Origin of the sequence: Shewanella sp. 10B (assembly GCF_023475885.1) — a bacterium.
GTDB classification, from domain to species: domain Bacteria; phylum Pseudomonadota; class Gammaproteobacteria; order Enterobacterales; family Shewanellaceae; genus Shewanella; species Shewanella mangrovisoli.
Map to the genome: position 1 here is coordinate 505555 of NZ_JAMDJO010000003.1, position 18098 is coordinate 523652.

The window sequence follows — 18098 nt, forward strand, 5'->3', positions numbered from 1 at the left end:
TAGCCATGGGCAATTTGGCGCACCCATTCATAGCAATCATTAGCCCCCAGTCTCACCGCATAGGCTTGAGCTTATTGCGCTTGTTTATCCTTAGTTTGTGTTTAAGCCTTGCCGCCTGTTCCAATCAACCCGCCGAATACACTTGCTCACCTGAGGCGATTCGATTGAGTTGGGCCGAACCAGACGATCTTAAGCAAACAGTAACAACACTCAGCGCCGCGGAATTGATGGGGCGTAAAACCCAAACCGAAGGCGCCGCCAAGACACGCGACTATCTGCACAGCCAGTATCAACAACTTGGGCTCAATCCTTGGGGAGATACTTTCGAGGTACCCTTCGAATATGCCACGCTTTTTAGCCAAGAGACGGGAAGCAATATGGTGGCGTTAGTCCCCGCACGCCAACCCACGAATCGATGGCGCATTGTGGTGGCTCACTACGATCATCTCGGCATGAGTGGCAGCAAGATTTACCATGGCGCCGATGATAACGCCTCAGGTGTTGCCGCCCTGTTGGCCCTCGCCGCCCACTGGCAAGCGCAACTAAGCGCCGCCCCCGATTCGCTGCCCAACATTAACTTAATGTTTGTCGCGACCGATGCCGAAGAGCCAGGGCTGTTTGGCAGTACGGCCCTCGTCGAGCAACTCAAGCAGCGCATGACCGAGGCGCAATTTGAACTGATGCTCAATCTCGATATGATTGGCCACCCGAGCCGCCCCTACGCCATTTACCTCGAGGGTAGCCGCAACTTCTATCAATTTTCGCAATTTAGGTCGATGCTTAACGCGAATAATCGCCTCTGCATTAAGTTAAGCCATCCCAAACCCGTGGGACGAAGCATCCAGAGCACAGATTGGCTGAGAGCCTCGGATCATTATCCTTTCCATAAAGCTAAGATCCCTTGGCTCTATTTTGGCGTCCCGACTCATCCGCAATACCATACCCCCGAAGATCCCCCCGACACTTTGGATTATGTGTTTCTCGCGGCGGTAACGGAATCCGCCTTCGAAATCCTACGACTCAATGGCGACTTTTTGAAAAATTAATCGAAGTGGCGCGTTTCTTGCTCAGTTTTGGCAAAAAAATCCACGCAAAACCCTGTATTTATCCGAGAGTCACTTGGTAAAGCGGCTAAAATGCTGCTATAATCTGGCGTTTTCGGTGCGGGAAATCGACACGGGGTTGATTTTCTGTCTGTGAAACTTAAGCGCCAATCCGGGCGCATCCACAAGGCTACAACCCAATGTCATCCAGTGAAAGAACTTTCCGTGAACTCGGCTTGTCCGAGAATTTGTTGCGTGCTCTTGACGAGCTAGGTTACGAAAACCCAACGCCAATCCAATCAGCCAGTATCGACCCATTAATGGCTGGCAAAGATATTTTAGGTCAGGCACAAACAGGTACAGGTAAAACTGGCGCCTTCGCCCTGCCCCTGCTCAACAAAGTGACCAGCCAAGCTGTTCCACAAATCTTAGTATTAGCGCCAACCCGCGAATTAGCGGTGCAAGTAGCAGAAGCTTTCAGCAGCTACGCGAAATTTATGAAAGGTTTCCATGTACTGCCAATCTATGGCGGTCAGAGCATGCATCAGCAATTAAACGCCCTGAAGCGTGGTCCACAGGTTATCGTGGGTACCCCGGGCCGTGTTATGGACCATATGCGCCGTGGCACCTTAAAGCTGGAAACCCTGCAAGCGCTGGTACTCGACGAAGCCGACGAAATGTTAAAAATGGGCTTTATCGACGATATCGAATGGATTCTGGAACACACGCCAGAACAACGCCAACTTGCACTGTTCTCGGCCACTATGCCAGAACAAATCAAGCGTGTTGCTAACAAGCATTTAAAAGATGCGACTAACATCAGCATCGCTGCGAGCCACACCACTGTTGACTCTATCGAGCAACGTTTCGTGCAAGTGTCTCAGCACAACAAGTTAGAAGCCCTAGTACGCGTATTAGAAGTTGAAAATACCGAAGGTATCATCATCTTCGTTCGTACCCGTAACTCATGCGTTGAATTAGCAGAAAAACTCGAAGCCCGCGGCTACGCTTCATCACCACTGCACGGTGATATGAACCAGCAAGCCCGTGAGCGTGCGGTTGAACAGCTGAAAAGCGGTAAGTTAGACATTCTGATCGCGACCGACGTTGCGGCCCGTGGTCTAGACGTTGAGCGTATCGGCCACGTAGTGAACTACGATATCCCTTACGATACTGAAGCTTACGTACACCGTATCGGTCGTACTGGCCGTGCTGGTCGTACGGGTATGGCGATTCTGTTCGTGACCAGCCGTGAAATGCGTATGCTGCGCACCATCGAGCGCGCAACTAACAGCCGTATTTCGCCAATGAAAGTGCCAAGCCCAGAGACGGTTGCAGAGCGTCGTCTGTCTCGCTTAGGTGAGCAGTTAGCGCAAACCATGACACAAGATCTGGACTTTATGCGCGAAGCCGTTGCCCAGTTATGTCAACAACTGGAAGTGGATACCGATCTGCTGGCCGCAGCCCTACTGCACCAGGTTCAGCAAGAACGCCCACTGCAATTACCAGCGATTCAAGAACGTACTCGTGATGAGCGCAGTGAACGTGGTGCTGAACGTGGCGAGCGCGGTGAACGTCGTAGCCGTGAATCGCGTCCAATGCCAGCAAGCTTAGGCTCTGCAGAAGCGTTAAAAGACAATCCAGATCTGAAGATGTGCCGTTATGTTATCGACGTGGGTCGTGACAATGGCGTGGGTGTGGGCAACATCGTTGGCGCCATCGCAAACGAAGCTAACATCGACAGCCGTTACATCGGTGCTATCCAGTTATACGACGCAGTGACTACCGTTGACCTGCCAGACGGCATGCCAAAAGAAGTGCTGCAGCACCTGAAGAAAGTGCGCGTATGTGGCAAGCCACTGAACATCCGTGAAGCTGGCGATCAAGTTTTCGTAGACTCTGGCCGTGGCGCACGTAGCGACCGTCGTCCACGTGGTGACCGTCCAATGGGCGAGCGTAAACCACGTTCAGCCTCTGGTGACAAGCCGTTTGCTGACCGCAAACCACGTTCGGACAAGCCTGCAGGCGAGCGTAGACCACGTAAACCACGCGAAGAGTAATCGCCAAACCTAAGCCGTTAGGTTAAGCAGATTTAAACAAACGCATTAAAAAAGGAGCCTAGGCTCCTTTTTTGTTGTCTTAAAATCGCTCCCGCTCAAACTTCACTGGCCAGTTGATATTTCGAACAGGTATAGTCAGTCGATGGATGCCTAACTTAAGGACACTAAATGGATTTTTTAGCGCTGATCATTTACCCATTTATCTCATCACTGCCCGAGCTAGCTAAGTCATGCAGCGAAGATAAAACCTTATTAATCATGGTGCTGGTCGGTTGTACTCTGTTTGCAGGCTTTATTGGAATGTTAGTCGCCATGGCAAATTAACTTGCACTTAAGCCAATAGGTCTATTAGTGTCGGCTTAGTCTTTAGCAACGCAATTAGTGTATTTCGATGAAAAAAGCCCTCACCGCTGGCCTGTTATCCGCCTTTGTCGCCCCCGGCAGCGGCCACTTTTACCTTAAACATAAACGTTCGGCGCTGGTGTTTTTCGGCTTAGCTGTCATCAGCCTGATGCTGTTGCTTATGCAAATCTATCAAGTGGCGCAAGTGATCGCCTTAGAGATCCAAAACGGCACCTTACCCCTAGATGTCGGGGTGATATCCGCCGAAATTACCGAGCAAACCCAAACCACCATGGCCAATGCCAATGAACTGCTCTATGGCTTTTTGCTCTGCTGGTTAGTGGCATTGCTCGACAGTATTCGCCTTGGGCTCAAGCAAGATAAACAAGATGCCTTAACTACGAATACAGCAGGGCATTAGATTCACTAGATACTTTAATGGGCTTGCAAGCACTGTGGCCAGCAAACCCATATTGCAACGATAACCTATTGCTTAACACCATCGACTGACGTATCAACAGCCTCAGTTCGAGTATCCAAATAGCCACTCAGGCGAGTTAGTAGCAGCGCCGCAATCACCACTAGCGCACCAATCAATGGGGTTTGCATTAATCCCATCTGCTCGACAATCAGTCCGCCGCCCCAGGCACCTAAGGCAATCCCTATGTTGAAGGCGGCGATATTTAATCCCGAGGCCACATCTACTGCGGTTGGGGCGTAGGTTTCAGCCAGTTTGACAACATAGACCTGTAATCCAGGGACATTACCAAAGGCGAAAGCGCCCCAAACGAGTATGGTTAACACTGCGGTAATCGGGTTTAATGCCGTAAAGTGGAAGATAAACAGCACAGCGGCTAACCCAGTAAAAATATAAGTTAGCGCTTTGATTGGCCCCATGTTATCGGCCATCTTACCGCCCCAGATATTGCCTATGGCAACCGAGACACCATACACCAACATGATCACCCCTATCGCACTCGCATCGAAGCCACTGATCTGCTGTAAAATCGGCGCGAGAAAGGTAAAGGCAACAAAAGTACCGCCATACCCAATTGCTGTAATGGCAAATACCAACAGCAGCCTTGGCTCAGTCAACACTTTCGCTTGGGTCAGTAAACTGGCTGCACGGGTCTGCTTAAGGTTGTTCGGCACTAAGAATGCACTGCCTATCAGGGCGATAAGGCCAAGCAAAGCAACGGCTAAAAAGGTCGACTGCCAACCAAAACTCTGGCCAATATAAGTACCGAGAGGCACACCGGTTACCAGTGCGACGGTCAGCCCTGTAAACATAATCGCAATGGCGCTGGCCGCTTTTTCCTTTGGTACCAGTCCTGTGGCAATGGTTGAGCCAATCGAAAAAAACACCCCATGGGCTAAGCCTGTAATCACTCTCGCCGCAATCAAAGTTTCATAGCTCGGGGCTTGCCATGCGAGCACATTTCCCGCAACGAATAGTGTCATTACCGCCAACAATACATGCTTACGATTCCAATGCCCCGTTAAGGCAGTTAAGACTGGGGCGCCGACGGCTACCCCAAGGGCATAGAGGCTCACTAATAATCCCGCCGAAGGAAGAGAAACCTGTAAATCCTGCGCCATTGTGGGAATTAACCCCACAATGACAAACTCTGTTGTTCCAATAGCAAAGGCGCTTAGCGTCAATGCGAGTAAAGCTAAAGGCATGATGGCGTCCATCCTGTATTAAACGAGCGACAAGCTCGATAAGGGCTAATAGAGCTGAAGTTAAACCAGCTCGCTTAACTTCAGATGGCGCTATCTTGACGATAAAGTTTATTGTCAAAAAGAGTGATTTTTACAAATGATTTTTGCTATAAACGTAATTAATTACCTCATTGGAGACTGACATGCTGACTCGTTCAGATGACTTACAGATACTGCTCACAGTAGTCGATAGTGGCGGATTTTCCGCGGCGGCCGAAGCGCTCGATATTCAAGTCGCTAGGGTTTCAAGAGCCGTGACTAAACTTGAGAGTCAGCTACAAGTTACCCTGCTCAACCGCACCACTCGAAGAGTCGAATTAACCAATGAGGGACGCCTGTTTGTCGATGCAGTTAGGCTTGGGCTGCAAACCATACAGTTAGCGGAAGAAGAGCTTATGAGCCGAGGGGAGCAACCTAAGGGTAAGCTTAGAGTCGATGCCGCCAGCCCTTTTGTGCTTCATCAGATTGTTCCCTTAGTACATGAATTTAAGCAGCTTTACCCAGAGATAGAGCTGGAACTCACCTCGAATGAAGGCTTTGTAGACTTGATTGAAAAGCGCACCGATGTGGCGATTCGTATCGGAAAACTCACCGACTCAACCCTGCACGCTAGACCCTTAGGTAAGAGTAAACTGCATATCGTCGCCTCTAAGGAATACCTCGCCAAACGTGGGTTACCTAAAAGCGCCAGCGAGCTAAGCCACCACAGCCTTATCGGTTTTACGGGCGCTAAGGTCTTGAATCAATGGCCACTCAAAGCATTGGAGCAAATCGCCCCCACTATGCGGGCGAGCAACGGTGAAACCGTGCGCCAATTAGCCCTCGCGGGTAACGGCATCGCCTGCTTATCAGGGTTTATGGTCAGTGATGATATTGCTAGCGGGCGTTTATTGCCTTTGCTGGAAAACGAGCGAGTCGCAAACATAGAGCGGGAGCAAGTCAATGCCGTTTATTACAAGGCCTCAACCGTAGCTCGGCGGATCTCCGCCTTTATCGATTTTATTCAACCTCGGCTAACCCTATAAATATGCAAGTGATTAGGGCGTTAAGTGCCATAGATTGTTGCGGTAATAGCAAAAATCATTTGTGCTTTAGCCTCTTTATCGACAAAGCGTGATCGGAGACAGTTACCCCATCCACAGAAATAAGGGGAAGAATATGACTCAAACCAATGCGACAACATCTAACCAAGCGCCTATGACAGCCATGCCGATGCTAGGCACAGGAACCTTCAGACTTAAAGAGAACGCCGCTTTCGATGCCGTGTTGATGGCACTCGAAGAAGGTTCACGCCATATCGATACGGCGCAAATTTATGGCAATGAACAAGCGGTAGGAAATGCGATTAACGCCTCAGGGATCCCACGTGAAGAACTGTTTATCACGACCAAAGTGTGGACAGAAAACCTGACCAAGGAACGCTTTGAGACTAGCGTTATCGACAGCCTAACGGCGCTACAAACCAAGTATCTTGATTTGTTACTCATTCATTGGCCGTTGAACAGCGATGAGCCGAGTATGGTCGAGTATCTCTCAGAGCTAAAAGCAGTATTAGATAAAGGCCTGACTCATCGCATTGGCGTATCAAACTTTACCAATGCACAACTCGCGCAAGCGATTGCCATCTTAGGCGAAGGCGTTATTTATACCAATCAAGTAGAAGTGCATCCCTATCTCATCAATCGCAAAGTGACGGATTTTTGCAGACAACACAATGTATTAGTAACTGGGTATATGCCATTTGCCTATGGCGCAGTCTTGCAGGATGAAACCATAGTCAACTTAGCATCAGTGCATCAAGCCACTCCCGCACAAATTGTGTTGGCTTGGTTGCGACAATTAGGTTTTGCCACCATTCCCTCCTCAACCAAAAGAGACAATGTTCGCAGCAACTTAGCGGCTGCAAGCATTAACTTAACGCCAGCAGAAATCGAGCAAATCAATCAACTGGATCGCAATCATAGAGTCGCCAATCCTGACTTTGCCCCACATTGGGATTAGCTCGAGCGCGCTTGAGTTAGCCTTTAGCTTCTAATGCCCAAGCGTCGATAAAGCTCTGATAATTGGCGATAAGTAAATCCGCCGTTTGGGCATAGTCCGGTACCTCGTCTGGGCAATAGAGGGCGCAGCGACTACCGGCATTTTGCGCTGTTTGCAGATCGAATAGATAATCCCCCACATACAAGATATCCGCCGGACTCAACTGCCATTGCTCGCAAATCAAGTGGATACCCTGCGGATGTGGCTTTGGCTCGGCATCGTAGCGGGTCAACACTAAAGGGATATCGATACCGAGTTTTTCGATGGTGATTTTGGCCGCCTCAGGCATATTGCGGGTCAAAATCGCCAGCGGCAGTTGCCGCGTCTTTAAAAACGCAATCAACGCCTGCGCACCTTCAATCCAGCTCGCCTGACGCGAACTTTCAAGCTCGTAGTCATGAACAATTTCGAGCGCCTGCATCTTGGCCATTGTTGTCTCAAGGCTATGTATATGCTCGAGAATATCGGTACCCGATCCAATACCTAATGCCGCCCTTAAGCCTTTAAAGTCAGGGTTTGAATGGGCAAGCGTGCCGTCGAGGTCGAAGATCACCCCGCGGATCTGTTCTAATTCAATATCAGTCAGGCGTGTGATCACTCGGGTACCTATTCAGTAGTCTGTGAAGCGGGTTGCAAACCTCGTGCGCGGCGCTGGCGATACAGGGGCAGTAACTGCACCACCATCACCGACACAATAATCACACCTATGCCTAATAGCGATAGCGCATCTAATTTATCGGCCTTAAATACATCTGGCCACCAACCGATACTCACCACTAATGCTGTGGCGCTAAAGCTAAATACCGGCGTTAACGCCAGCATGGCGCTCACCTGTGCCGTCGGCCAGTACTTCATCGATTGCCCAAAACAACCGTAGGCAATCAAGGTATTGGCGGCGCAAAACAGCGCCACTTGCCAGTCGAAGCTATCCATTTGTGCAAACTGACTAAAATCGCTAAAGGGCGCCATCGCAAAGATCCCTAAGGCATAGATAACTAAGAGTACGTTGGCGGGGGACAAACGGTTCAAGAGTGACTTTTGTAACAGCGCATAGGTAGTCCATGACAATGCGGAAAACTGCACTATCATCACCCCAAGCCAGATCTCATGGTTATCGGTGGCGGAAAAATCTAAATAGGGATGGAAAAACATCAACATCCCTAAAGCTAAGCTGGCAAAACAACTGAGCTGCACCGCATTCAAGCGTTCTTTAAAAAACAATACGCCGCCAAAGGCGAGAAAGAATGGCGAGGTTTGAAAATTAAGCTGCGCCGCCCCCGGTGCCAGATAATCGAGGGAATACACGAATGACACATAGTTAAGCATTAAAAACAGTCCGGCGAGGATAAGCCTGAGCCAAACCTTGGCATCGAGCGCCGCAAACTGTTTCAAACTCCCCGCACTCCACTGCACCAAAATACTAACGAGGAGCGCCACTAAAAAACGGAACCAAGTCAAAGTCACAGGATCGATAAAACTCCCCGACAGCTTAAGCGCTATGGGTAACATGCCCCAAAACAGCACGGCGACAGAAATAAACAACAATCCCAATTGAGCATGGTTGGTTGCCAAGGATCCAGAGTGGCTTTGATTCACGGAAAAGTCCCAGTAGTACCGCAGAAAGGAACGCCATTCTGGCACCGCAGCGCGCTAAGATCTAGCCTAAAAAGCGATTAACTTATCCGCTGGATTGGATAGTTAAGCTGACACTAAATCAATCTTACCCAGCGATAAATGCAGAGCACTTCAAGCTAAGTTTTATCAAGCCTTTAGCAGCACAAAAAGGTATATTGAGCGCAATTTCTCTTTTAGCTCAAATTGGATTTACAGAGTCGATTTATACCTTTTGCGCTCAGTTTTTACGGCATCAACCACTCTGTATAAGCCTTTTAAATACGTTAGTTAGGATTACACATGTCACAGACAGACGCTAAAACACAGCTTGAGTCCATTAACGCAGCAGCACAAGAACTTGCGCAGCGCCGCACCAAGGGTGAAGTGGGCGCGCTGTTGGAAGAAGCGCTAAGACCCAAGAATTTCCCCCAGGCCTTTGCCATCCAGCAAACCATTGCGCAGCAGTTTAGCGCCCAAGGCAACCCGATTGCGGGGTGGAAGTGCCTACTCCCAACCGCAGAAAAAACCGTAGTAGCGCCTATCTATCAACATGATGTGTATGTCGAAACCGCCGAGTGTCCGCTTTATCCTTCAAGCAAAGGGCTTGCCCGTGTCGAGCCCGAGCTCGCCTTTGAAATTGGCAACGATTTACCACCACGAGCAACACCTTATTCGGAAGCCGAAATCGACGCCGCCCTAGGTAAAACGCGCCTCGCCTTAGAACTAATCAAAAGTCGTTATCAAAACCCAGGCGAAGCCAATCACTTCGATGCCCTCGCCGATGGCTTAGTCAATCAAGGCCTATGGTTAGGGCCTGAACTGCTTGCTCCTGCCGAGATAGATACAGGCCATTTCGCCCTAAGCGTTGAAATGGCCCATGACGAGCAGCAACAGAGTGAAACTCTGCAAAAAGCCGCGGTTCATCCAAATGGTTTCCCTAAAGCTGGACTTTATTGGTTGGTCAACTTCTTATCTGCCCAAGGAATTGGCTTAACCCGAGGGCAATATGTGATCACAGGCTCCTATGCGGGGGTATTAGATTTGCCACTCAATCAGCACTGCCAATTCCACTACGGCGACTTAGGCCAGTTTGGTTTGCAGTTCGTGGCTAAATAAGTACAGCCTAAAGAGTGCCAAGCTAGCCGGCAAAGTCAGAAGGTAGGTAAAGGCTTACCTTCTACCCCCCTACTGACCAACAGAGCGAAAACAAGCTTGTATCAAGGGTGAAACATTTGTACTATCCGATAGAACTAAATATAAGGATATACAAGATGTTAGACGGAAAAACATTGCCTTTAGCAAGTCTATTTGCCTTAGCCTTAAGTACTTCGTTACCCTTAAATGCCTCGGAAAATACCTTTTCCCAAGCCTACAGTGACTACCAAACCGCACTCAAACAGGGTGATGACGCCCAAATAGAAGCCAGTGCTAAAAGGGCTTTCGAACTCGGTGAAGCTCAATATGCCAAGGACAGTGTCGACTTAGCGAACCTCGCCATGAACTGGGCTGGTGCGCTAAAAACGGTGGCTATGCCGAATCTCTTTGAGGGAGATAATGCGGCGAAAACGGCCAAGGCCTATGAGTTATATCAACTCGCATTAAGCAATTATAAAAAGCATTACGGCGAGCATGCAGCTGAGCTTATCGACCCGCTACTCGGCGCAGCGGAAACCTCACCTAAACTGACCGTGGCGAAAGAGCTTTTTGAAAATACTATTGAAATTGCTGAAAAAACAGCAAATAAAAAGCTGTTGGCCGATGTAAAGATAGCAACCTTTGATCGCCTCACCAACACAGGATTGTACACGGCTCAGGTAAGGGACTATGCCTTCGAGGCCTATGAAACTTACAAAGAGATCCTTCCCGAAAATGCCCTAGACAGAGTCAAAGCTACCTATGTAGTGGGTGCAGTTGAATATGCTGAAAAGCATGATGACAAGGCGATTCCATTACTGTTAGAAGTGGTTAAGCAGTTTGAAGCCCTTAAGTTTAGCCATCCCTACGCCTTAAGTGCCCACGCTTATTTAGTCGAACTTTATGAACGCCAAGGAAAACGCGAAGAGTCCACCGCCCACTGTATCGCCATCGGCAAGATGCGCCCATGGGCCGACACTCAGGAACAACAACCGCTGTTTCGTACGACACCCAAATACCCCAAGTCCTACCTCATACAACGTAAAAGCGGCTACGTGACCCTTAACTTCACTGTTGATGAGATGGGATTTGTGAAAAACCCTGAAGTGCTCGAATCCAAAGGCGGTGTGCTATTTGAGAAATCCACACTAAAAATGATCGAAGAATGGCGCTATGCCCCTAAGTTTGAACATGGCAAGCCCGTACCAGCACAAACGACTGTGCGTATCGATTATTTCACCGATAAGTCTTAATAGGTTTCAGTCGCCTATAATCGATTACTTCACTTCATATCCCAGCCCATCGTCTAATACCGATGGGCTGTTTTTATCTTCTGAAGTAACTGAAGCAGTTAGCACTCGCTTTATCCGGCTTAAACAAGTCTCACAAATACAAGCCGTCGCAGGCAGCGATAGTAGTTGCGCTAACTTATCAGCACTCAGCCCCGCTGCATCGCCTGTCGATAAGCCTACCGCCAAATCGCCAGATAGCAATTGAGTCAGCTTCGGAAACGCCTGCTTAGTGCACCAACAGTCACTGATATCTGCACTAAGAGTCATAGCACACTGATTCGCCCCTTGGCATAAAGGGCACAACTGCTCGGCATCGAACTGAGGTTTTGGTAAGCGCTTGGGCACGGTAATCCTTATGGCATAGGAGATATAACGCAGAGATAATAATTGTTTTTTCATTAACGTTGGAATAATCATTCCATCATCAAGACACTAATATCGATTCAGCGTGCCAATAAACACCTAGGTCTTTATTGGCCGTATTCATCAAGTGGTATCTAACTGAAACCATATTTGGTGTATTCATTTAGCTCAGTAAGCCGCATTCCTAAGCTGTGGCAAGTGTATTCACAGATTCATACACGGTGAATTCATTTTGTTGTTAATTCGAAGGTCGCATAGATGAAGTATTTATTTCGAGGAATCTTTTAGCACCCGCACAAGGGGCTGATAATAGCTTGCTAAAATGTATAGCGAAGCAAAATCGAGCAAGCTTTTAGCAGTCCCTTCACTTAATGTGCTTGTTAACTATACTTTTCCGATTCAAATTCTGTATTTGACCATACTAAACCAAGCTCTGGACTTTCCAGCGAAAACTCTGAAAATACGCAAGTGTATGACTGAGCTACGTCACACATAAAAGATACCCAGTTTATGAAGTCTTCTTCACTCAATTCATTACCATAAGGGCGAGTTGTTCCAGTTAAGAATTGATACCCTTTTTCGTCAACCTCACTCAGCTCTATTTCATAGTTTTCGCTGAGCTGTTGGGCTAATTTATTTAACTTCGATGAAACGTCACAAAAATGAGAAAAATCCATAGCGAAAACTGTTTCCTCATTTGCTCCAGAGCTTACAACTGCATTCCATAATTGAGTTGCTTCATCTATTTTTCTGTTTTTGATTCGGGCGTAATATTCTTCCCAAGTTTTTTGCGGATCGCTCATAGAACTCCCTGTATAGCTAACGCCCGCATAAACGGGGCAAAATGCTTGGCTATAATTTGAGAGGAACGTGCACAAGCCAAGCTTTTTATGTCCGCCTCTTAATGCGCTCGTTAGGTGTTTTTACTAGTTTGCTTTCCTTGTCGATAGATACGCCGAATCATTTCATTTGCTTCGAACGTAGTACCCGAAAGATTTTCTCCTGTCCAATTTGGTCCGATACGTATATTTGACGCAACCAAATCAAGTACCCATTCAGCTTCAAATTCATCGAGTTCTATTGAAGTCGGTACTCCGCTATCAAAATCTTTAAGCAGCTCAATCACTTTTGTTACTCTGGATTCAGAAGACCAAAATGGAAGTACCTGTGAACCATCTTCTTCAAACCACTGCAATAAAGATCCATCTTCAAATTCAATAGTCCAAAGCAGTTTCGTCTTGTACACCTCTCTGCAGAATGCTGCCACCTGTGACATCATACTCATAAGAACACCTAACAGTGCATTACCCGCTCTTCTACTAGAAACCAACGAATAGAGTTGAACATTGGAATTAGCTGAGTAAATAATTTAATTATTCTAATAAGTTAGCATCAACCTCAGTATGGTATCAACGTTTTTCATCCTGAAAAATCGAGTCCCTATTAACCGAGAAGCATTTTGGTTTGTTAAAAAAGAGGTGGATATCATTTGGTATTTCCTCTTACTTAGGAAATACAGTAAGGTGTAACAAGAGTTTGTTTCCTTTGACCAAAAACCAGCGTAAATCAGCTTCTTAGAAAACGTAGAGAGGGTTCGACTCCCTCGCTACGTTTCATGTATTCAAGATCGATTTTGAAATCAACAGACCACACTGATGCCCGAAAGGCGAGTCATGGTGGTTAGCGAGACGACCGTCCGCCCCAAGGACGGGGCGGTCGAGCATCCACGGATGGACTCGCTGCGTGTCGACGAGCCAATACCATGACAAGCCTATACGCTGAGCATGTCTGCTGACACTAACCCGATGCTCACAAGCTAAATCAATATCAGCTAATACTCTGATATTAAATAGCTTTAAGTAAAATCCCCCAACACATTTTACCCAATAAAAAAGCCAGCAAACTTTAAGCTTGCTGGCTTTTCTGCCTAACTAACTCACTCGCTTTATTTCACAGTGCGAACAGTCAATCAAAGCGACTCAACTAAGACTTTTTCGGAAACACCGGATAAGAGGCAGTGCCAAGCACTTTGCCATCGACTTCGACACCGTAGTAGTCATTGTCGTAATGGTATTTTTCCTGCGCTTGTTTCACATCGCCCTTATTGCGGGGGTCCTGTGGCCTTTCATGGGAGTTAATGTAAGCGGCAACATCCCAAGCCTGTTGATTAGTCAGCTGAATACTCTTAGCAAAGGGCATGTTTTCATAAATAAAGAATGCGGCTGTATTGACCCTGTGCATCCCCGCGCCCCAGTTGTAGCTCATTGGGCCCCACAGTGGCGGCAAGGAATAAACGCCCGCCATCGCTTGGCCTTGACCATCGGCGCCATGGCACGCTTGGCAATGGGCGGTATACACGGCTTTTCCGCGCTCGGGTGAGAACGCAAGTTCAGGTTTTGGGATCTCAGGATAACCACGGCCGGGCAGATTCGCGCGTTGCTCCACTGTCATCGCTTTGGCTAGTGTGTCTGGCAGCGGGAAATCCTCACGTTTGGCGCCTTTTACCAATTCGGCATCGCTAAGTTCTGGTACAGGGCCATCAAGGTTAGCCGCATCCATCAAACCACTCATCCCTAACCAGTAGGCATAAGCCGATAGTGCAACCAGTTCGGGGCTGCCCGCAGCGGGGGCTTTACCATTCATCGAATAGTTAAAGCAGCCTTGTATCCGCTCTTGAAAGGTATTTACTTTATCGTCTTTTTTACGATACGCGGGATAGGCAAAATAGGCGCCCCACACCGGTGACGCATTCGCCTTACGGCCCGCATCCATATGGCAGTTGGCGCAGTTAAGCTCGTTACCCACATACTTATCTCTTAACTGCTGGGTATTCACAAATAATTGATAACCCATGCGTACTTTATCGCCGAAGGCACCTTCGGGAATCGCACTTAAAGGTCTAGGCGTAAGATAGGTTTGATCAGGGTTTTTAGGCACTGAAGGCAATGGCGCTTGTTTGTCGGGTAACTCTTGCGCCGCTTGCACTTGAGTTGTCAGCACGCCCATTGCGGCCAATAGTAAGATGGCAGAAGATTTCATGGCCGGCTCCTTATTTCAAATTCGCAAAGTAGTTCGCTAAGGCATCCACCTCGGCGGCAGTCAGCTTGTTAGCCACATTGGCCATCATGCCGTCCACATCTCCCTTACGTGTGCCAGCTTGCCACGCCAAGAGTTGCGTCTTGATATAACTGGCCTGCTGACCCGCTAAACGTGGGAACAGGCCACCGCCTAAACCAGAGGGACCATGGCAAGTCACGCAGGCCGGTAAGCCACGTGACCAATCGCCTTGGTAAGCTAAGCGCGCAGTATCATCGCTAAAGGTCACCTGCTCACCACGGATCACAGGCTTAACCTCAGTCTTAGGGGATTTGGCGGAGAAGTAACTCGCCACTTGCTCAATGCCATCACCTTGCAGTGTCATCGCCATTGGCATCATGGTCGCGTTTTGGCGCACACCCGCCTGAAAATGCTGTAATTGGGTGGTGATATATTCTTTCGAGAGTCCAGCCAAACGAGGGCCAAGTGGCTCAATGCCCTCACCTTCGACGCCGTGGCAGGTCACGCAGATTTGTCCCGCTGGCGGGAGAGCGCTGGTATTCGCCATAACGACAGAGGTCAAGACACAGCCATAGATAAGTGTGATGCCCTTGGCTAATGTTCTAATTTTAATATTCATTTTCTATCCTTGAACAAACCTTCAGTCATTCTTAACTGGTTTAAAACCGTGTTAACGTCAAACCTAAGGTTGCTAAAAAGAGATAATTGAGTGATGCGTTCACACGTTTAGCCCACACTAAACGCATTGAAACACCATACTCCTTGCACGGAAGCGGAACAAGCATTAAAAAAATCTAATATTAACGCTTTAGTAACCAAATCGGGTCGCTTCAAAGCTATTCAATAACTTATGTAGCAGATAACAGAGGAATAAAGTCGCGACTATCGCCACAAAAATGCTGCTCACCCGATACAGTGCACTAAAAATTAAGTCGTTACCTGGGGTTAAGTATTGGCCAAATAAAATCCCTAACGTAGTCATAGCACCAAATCCCACACCTGAGCCGCTCGCCTCTTTTACATGGGCCTGCGCAAATAACATTAAGCCAAGCCATAGCAGCGGCACGATAAGGATCAATAAACCCGACCAATCGTAGAGGAGGAGTTGTACCATCACTCCAAACGACACCCCAAGCAAGGTGCCAACGGCACGTTTACGGGCATAATCCAACGCCCCGTTCCAATGCATGGGGAACAAAAGTAGCAAGGTGGTTGCCTGCGCCGACATCGAATCGCGCAGATCGAAAATCTGAAACACTAAGAAAGAAAACGTCGCAATGCTGGCACCGAGCAAGGCCTCATGGCGCATCCGATGTGGTGCCTTAGGGCCGGGTTGATAGGCAGCGCGAGGTTCAACATCCGGCCAAAGTGCCGTCATCAGATAGGCGATGATGACAGATAGCCCTGTCGCCCAAAAGTTACTAAAAATCAGATCATTAAGATCTGTGCCCGGATAGCTGGCAAAGTGCAGCATAATGCTTAAACTCAACACGCCATTGGCACCAAACAGAAACAGGCTACCGCGGGACATCGCCGCAAAACGATATAAAAACAGTAAAAAAACAATCGGCGTCATCAATCCGGGGTGACTACCGAAGAAACCTCCGAGCAGGCCGACTTCAAGCCCCGCTATGGCAGATGATGCCAATAATTGCCTTACCGCATGGCCACTTATCACAGGGACCAAACCCAGTAATAGCATTGGGGTTACCGTAAAAAATACCCCATTACTCCACCCAAAGAGCTTACACAGGGTAAAACCAATGGTGCCGCCAGTGGCAATGCGCAAACACTGGCGTAAGTCATTAGCGGTTAATGGATTGTGGCGTAACAACATGCAAATTGCCTTGAGATTAATAGATGTAATGGAGCAGGCTAATGACCTTAATCTGCACCTTGGCTAGCAGGCTAAACAGCGTATTGTCAGGCAGCAATTGCACAGTGGCACGCGCACCTGCTGGCAGGTTGTTCATCGCATTGTCGTCTAATACTAAATGCAGTCTTAAGCGCTGCGCATCACGCACCCAACGGTCCGACTCCTGCGGCGCAGCTAAGCGGCCATTGGCATCAAACTGCCCAGCACTCACACCGGCGTCGACACTGCTCACTTGGGCGCGATATAAACGGCCAGGCTCACCATCGAAGGCGATTAATGCTGGATAAGATGCGTTAACGCCACGTAAGGTCTTTTCACGAAAGTCGGCAATAATATCTAATTTATCAGAGACTAAGGCGAGTAGCGGCTGGCCCACAGCGGCAAAACTACCCACTTCGAGTTGCAGGTTGGTCACCACCCCATCTTGGTCGGCACGAATTTGGGTGTAAGACAGATTCAGCTCAGCTTGCTCTAAGGCATTTTTCGCTTGGCGCACTCTGAGGTTTTCTTCGCCATAGAGGCCACGGCTGACTTTGAGTTTATCGAGGCGAGCATTGGCGGCTAACAGATTCGCCTCGGCGGCATCCGCATCGCTATCGGCCTGATCCCGTTGCTGCTGCGACACACCATGGGTGGCATACAGCGCATCTAAACGTTTAGCTTCGCGGCGTTTTAGTTGAGCCGTAGTAGTACTGGCATTCACTTCCGCCTTGGCGGCTAACAACGAAGCATCTAACTCGGCATTGTCCTGACGCACTTGCTCTAGGGCCAACTTGGCCTGAGACACGGCTAACTCAAAGGGTGCTGGGTCGACTTGAAACAGTAAATCGCCCTTGGCAACCACTTGGTTATTCTTCACATTAATGGTTTGAATCTTGCCGCTGATCTGCGGAGTCACCTTAGTCACCACACGGGTTGCCATGGCCTGTGGGGTCAAGGGCATCATAGCGTCGGCAAACATAAAATAGCCAAACACAGCCACAAAACCGAGCATGGCGATTTTTACGAGGCGGGCAAATTGTTGATCCGGTGTCATCTTATTTCTCACTCAAGAATTTCTGTGCTCTTAGCCAACTTGGCTAAGGCGTTATCACTGATTAGGCTAATGGTGCGTTCAAACTCACCAAGCTCGCTGGCGCTGATCCCAGCCAACAACTCTGCACGCACTTGAATAATCCGCGCTTCAACTTGCTTTAATACATCCTTTCCCGCGGGCGTTAACGATACGATTCGAGCGCGCTTATCTTTAGTGCAGCAATGACGCTCGACTAAACCTTGCTCCTCAAGCTGCCCTAAGGTGCGCATCAAAGAAGCCAATTCAATTTCTAGCGCATCCGCCAACACCTTCTGGCTCACGTTGTCGCCCAGACGCAATAACTTCCACAATGCCGTCCAGCGAGGATGAGTTAACCCGAGCGGCGCTAATTCCACATCCGCCACGGTGCGCCATAGTCGGTGCAAACGGCCCAAATGTTCCGCTAGGGATAACTCCTTCAATCGCTCTAATTCTTTCTGCATCATGCTTACTCATTTACTTAGCCTGCTAAGCATTATA

Annotated in this window: 19 protein-coding genes; 8 read left to right on the plus strand and 11 right to left on the minus strand. The window is 48.5% G+C overall.

Features of this window, described 5'->3' with window-relative positions; genetic code table 11:
* Positions 1-5 precede the first annotated feature (5 nt).
* From M0415_RS14435 to M0415_RS14450, 4 genes are all read left to right on the plus strand, one after another.
* The gene (locus M0415_RS14435; protein ID WP_249556267.1) at positions 6-1046 is read left to right on the plus strand and encodes a M28 family peptidase; all 1041 of its coding nucleotides are present in this window, start codon (positions 6-8) and stop codon (positions 1044-1046) included.
* 197 nt (positions 1047-1243) lie between these two features.
* Positions 1244-3103 carry a DEAD/DEAH box helicase gene (locus M0415_RS14440; protein WP_011718375.1) on the plus strand — a complete coding sequence of 620 codons (1860 nt, stop codon included), beginning with the start codon at positions 1244-1246 and terminating at the stop codon, positions 3101-3103.
* Positions 3104-3271: 168 nt separating this feature from the next.
* Positions 3272-3427 (plus strand): hypothetical protein, encoded by a 156-nt coding sequence (locus M0415_RS14445; protein WP_249556268.1) that lies wholly within the window; start codon positions 3272-3274, stop codon positions 3425-3427.
* Positions 3428-3494: 67 nt separating this feature from the next.
* Positions 3495-3866: a hypothetical protein gene (locus tag M0415_RS14450; protein WP_249556269.1), complete on the plus strand. Its 372-nt coding sequence runs from the start codon at positions 3495-3497 to the stop codon at positions 3864-3866.
* Between the two features lie 65 nt (positions 3867-3931).
* Here the strand turns inward: M0415_RS14450 and M0415_RS14455 are convergent, their stop codons facing one another.
* Positions 3932-5128: an MFS transporter gene (locus M0415_RS14455; protein ID WP_249556270.1), complete on the minus strand. Its 1197-nt coding sequence runs from the start codon at positions 5126-5128 to the stop codon at positions 3932-3934.
* 182 nt (positions 5129-5310) lie between these two features.
* Between M0415_RS14455 and M0415_RS14460 the strand changes: the two genes are divergently transcribed.
* Both M0415_RS14460 and dkgB read left to right on the plus strand, forming a co-directional pair.
* Entirely contained in the window at positions 5311-6192 is an 882-nt protein-coding gene (locus M0415_RS14460; protein WP_249556271.1) for a LysR family transcriptional regulator, read from the plus strand.
* 133 nt (positions 6193-6325) lie between these two features.
* Positions 6326-7168, plus strand: coding sequence for a 2,5-didehydrogluconate reductase DkgB (dkgB, locus tag M0415_RS14465; protein ID WP_249556272.1), 843 nt, complete (start codon positions 6326-6328; stop codon positions 7166-7168).
* Positions 7169-7184: 16 nt separating this feature from the next.
* Here the strand turns inward: dkgB and M0415_RS14470 are convergent, their stop codons facing one another.
* Together M0415_RS14470 and M0415_RS14475 are read right to left on the minus strand one after the other, a co-directional pair.
* Positions 7185-7805 (minus strand): HAD family hydrolase, encoded by a 621-nt coding sequence (locus tag M0415_RS14470; RefSeq protein WP_249556273.1) that lies wholly within the window; start codon positions 7803-7805, stop codon positions 7185-7187.
* A gap of 8 nt (positions 7806-7813) precedes the next feature.
* Complete coding sequence (locus M0415_RS14475; protein WP_249556274.1) at positions 7814-8803, minus strand: DMT family transporter; 990 nt, start codon at positions 8801-8803, stop codon at positions 7814-7816.
* 318 nt (positions 8804-9121) lie between these two features.
* Between M0415_RS14475 and M0415_RS14480 the strand changes: the two genes are divergently transcribed.
* Positions 9122-9937: a hydratase gene (locus tag M0415_RS14480; RefSeq protein WP_249556275.1), complete on the plus strand. Its 816-nt coding sequence runs from the start codon at positions 9122-9124 to the stop codon at positions 9935-9937.
* Positions 9938-10092: 155 nt separating this feature from the next.
* On the plus strand, positions 10093-11208 hold the full coding sequence (locus M0415_RS14485) for an energy transducer TonB (RefSeq protein WP_249556276.1): 1116 nt from the start codon (positions 10093-10095) through the stop codon (positions 11206-11208).
* A 24-nt stretch (positions 11209-11232) separates the two neighbouring features.
* On the opposite strand, the gene M0415_RS14490 is transcribed toward M0415_RS14485, so the two are convergent.
* The 8 genes from M0415_RS14490 to slyA form a co-directional block, all read right to left on the minus strand.
* Positions 11233-11592, minus strand: a complete 360-nt coding sequence (locus M0415_RS14490) for a cysteine-rich CWC family protein (RefSeq protein WP_249560498.1) — start codon at positions 11590-11592, stop codon at positions 11233-11235.
* A gap of 398 nt (positions 11593-11990) precedes the next feature.
* A complete protein-coding gene (locus tag M0415_RS14495) occupies positions 11991-12413 on the minus strand; it encodes a hypothetical protein (protein ID WP_023267745.1) in 423 nt (140 codons plus the stop codon).
* A gap of 110 nt (positions 12414-12523) precedes the next feature.
* Positions 12524-12895, minus strand: a complete 372-nt coding sequence (locus M0415_RS14500; protein ID WP_086902208.1) for a DUF2750 domain-containing protein — start codon at positions 12893-12895, stop codon at positions 12524-12526.
* Positions 12896-13593: 698 nt separating this feature from the next.
* Positions 13594-14649 (minus strand): c-type cytochrome, encoded by a 1056-nt coding sequence (locus tag M0415_RS14505; protein WP_249556278.1) that lies wholly within the window; start codon positions 14647-14649, stop codon positions 13594-13596.
* Positions 14650-14659: 10 nt separating this feature from the next.
* Positions 14660-15286: a c-type cytochrome gene (locus M0415_RS14510; RefSeq protein WP_425383193.1), complete on the minus strand. Its 627-nt coding sequence runs from the start codon at positions 15284-15286 to the stop codon at positions 14660-14662.
* Positions 15287-15475: 189 nt separating this feature from the next.
* Positions 15476-16504 carry a DUF2955 domain-containing protein gene (locus M0415_RS14515; protein ID WP_208660193.1) on the minus strand — a complete coding sequence of 343 codons (1029 nt, stop codon included), beginning with the start codon at positions 16502-16504 and terminating at the stop codon, positions 15476-15478.
* Positions 16505-16520: 16 nt separating this feature from the next.
* Positions 16521-17579, minus strand: coding sequence for an HlyD family secretion protein (locus tag M0415_RS14520; RefSeq protein ID WP_088210075.1), 1059 nt, complete (start codon positions 17577-17579; stop codon positions 16521-16523).
* Between the two features lie 8 nt (positions 17580-17587).
* Positions 17588-18061 (minus strand): transcriptional regulator SlyA, encoded by a 474-nt coding sequence (slyA, locus tag M0415_RS14525; protein WP_249556626.1) that lies wholly within the window; start codon positions 18059-18061, stop codon positions 17588-17590.
* Between the last annotated feature and the right edge of the window lie 37 nt (positions 18062-18098).

Excerpts from the sequence above, each read along its gene's own strand:
- M0415_RS14515 (WP_208660193.1), bottom strand. The coding sequence starts at position 16,504 with ATGTTGTTACGCCACAATCCATTAACCGCTAATGACTTACGCCAGTGT.
- M0415_RS14510 (WP_425383193.1), bottom strand. The coding sequence starts at position 15,286 with ATGAATATTAAAATTAGAACATTAGCCAAGGGCATCACACTTATCTAT.
- M0415_RS14445 (WP_249556268.1), top strand. The coding sequence starts at position 3,272 with ATGGATTTTTTAGCGCTGATCATTTACCCATTTATCTCATCACTGCCC.
- M0415_RS14480 (WP_249556275.1), top strand. The coding sequence starts at position 9,122 with ATGTCACAGACAGACGCTAAAACACAGCTTGAGTCCATTAACGCAGCA.
- M0415_RS14460 (WP_249556271.1), top strand. The coding sequence starts at position 5,311 with ATGCTGACTCGTTCAGATGACTTACAGATACTGCTCACAGTAGTCGAT.
- dkgB (WP_249556272.1), top strand. The coding sequence starts at position 6,326 with ATGACTCAAACCAATGCGACAACATCTAACCAAGCGCCTATGACAGCC.
- M0415_RS14500 (WP_086902208.1), bottom strand. The coding sequence starts at position 12,895 with ATGAGTATGATGTCACAGGTGGCAGCATTCTGCAGAGAGGTGTACAAG.
- M0415_RS14505 (WP_249556278.1), bottom strand. The coding sequence starts at position 14,649 with ATGAAATCTTCTGCCATCTTACTATTGGCCGCAATGGGCGTGCTGACA.
- M0415_RS14485 (WP_249556276.1), top strand. The coding sequence starts at position 10,093 with ATGTTAGACGGAAAAACATTGCCTTTAGCAAGTCTATTTGCCTTAGCC.
- M0415_RS14495 (WP_023267745.1), bottom strand. The coding sequence starts at position 12,413 with ATGAGCGATCCGCAAAAAACTTGGGAAGAATATTACGCCCGAATCAAA.
- M0415_RS14520 (WP_088210075.1), bottom strand. The coding sequence starts at position 17,579 with ATGACACCGGATCAACAATTTGCCCGCCTCGTAAAAATCGCCATGCTC.
- M0415_RS14450 (WP_249556269.1), top strand. The coding sequence starts at position 3,495 with ATGAAAAAAGCCCTCACCGCTGGCCTGTTATCCGCCTTTGTCGCCCCC.
- M0415_RS14435 (WP_249556267.1), top strand. The coding sequence starts at position 6 with ATGGGCAATTTGGCGCACCCATTCATAGCAATCATTAGCCCCCAGTCT.
- slyA (WP_249556626.1), bottom strand. The coding sequence starts at position 18,061 with ATGCAGAAAGAATTAGAGCGATTGAAGGAGTTATCCCTAGCGGAACAT.
- M0415_RS14440 (WP_011718375.1), top strand. The coding sequence starts at position 1,244 with ATGTCATCCAGTGAAAGAACTTTCCGTGAACTCGGCTTGTCCGAGAAT.
- M0415_RS14455 (WP_249556270.1), bottom strand. The coding sequence starts at position 5,128 with ATGCCTTTAGCTTTACTCGCATTGACGCTAAGCGCCTTTGCTATTGGA.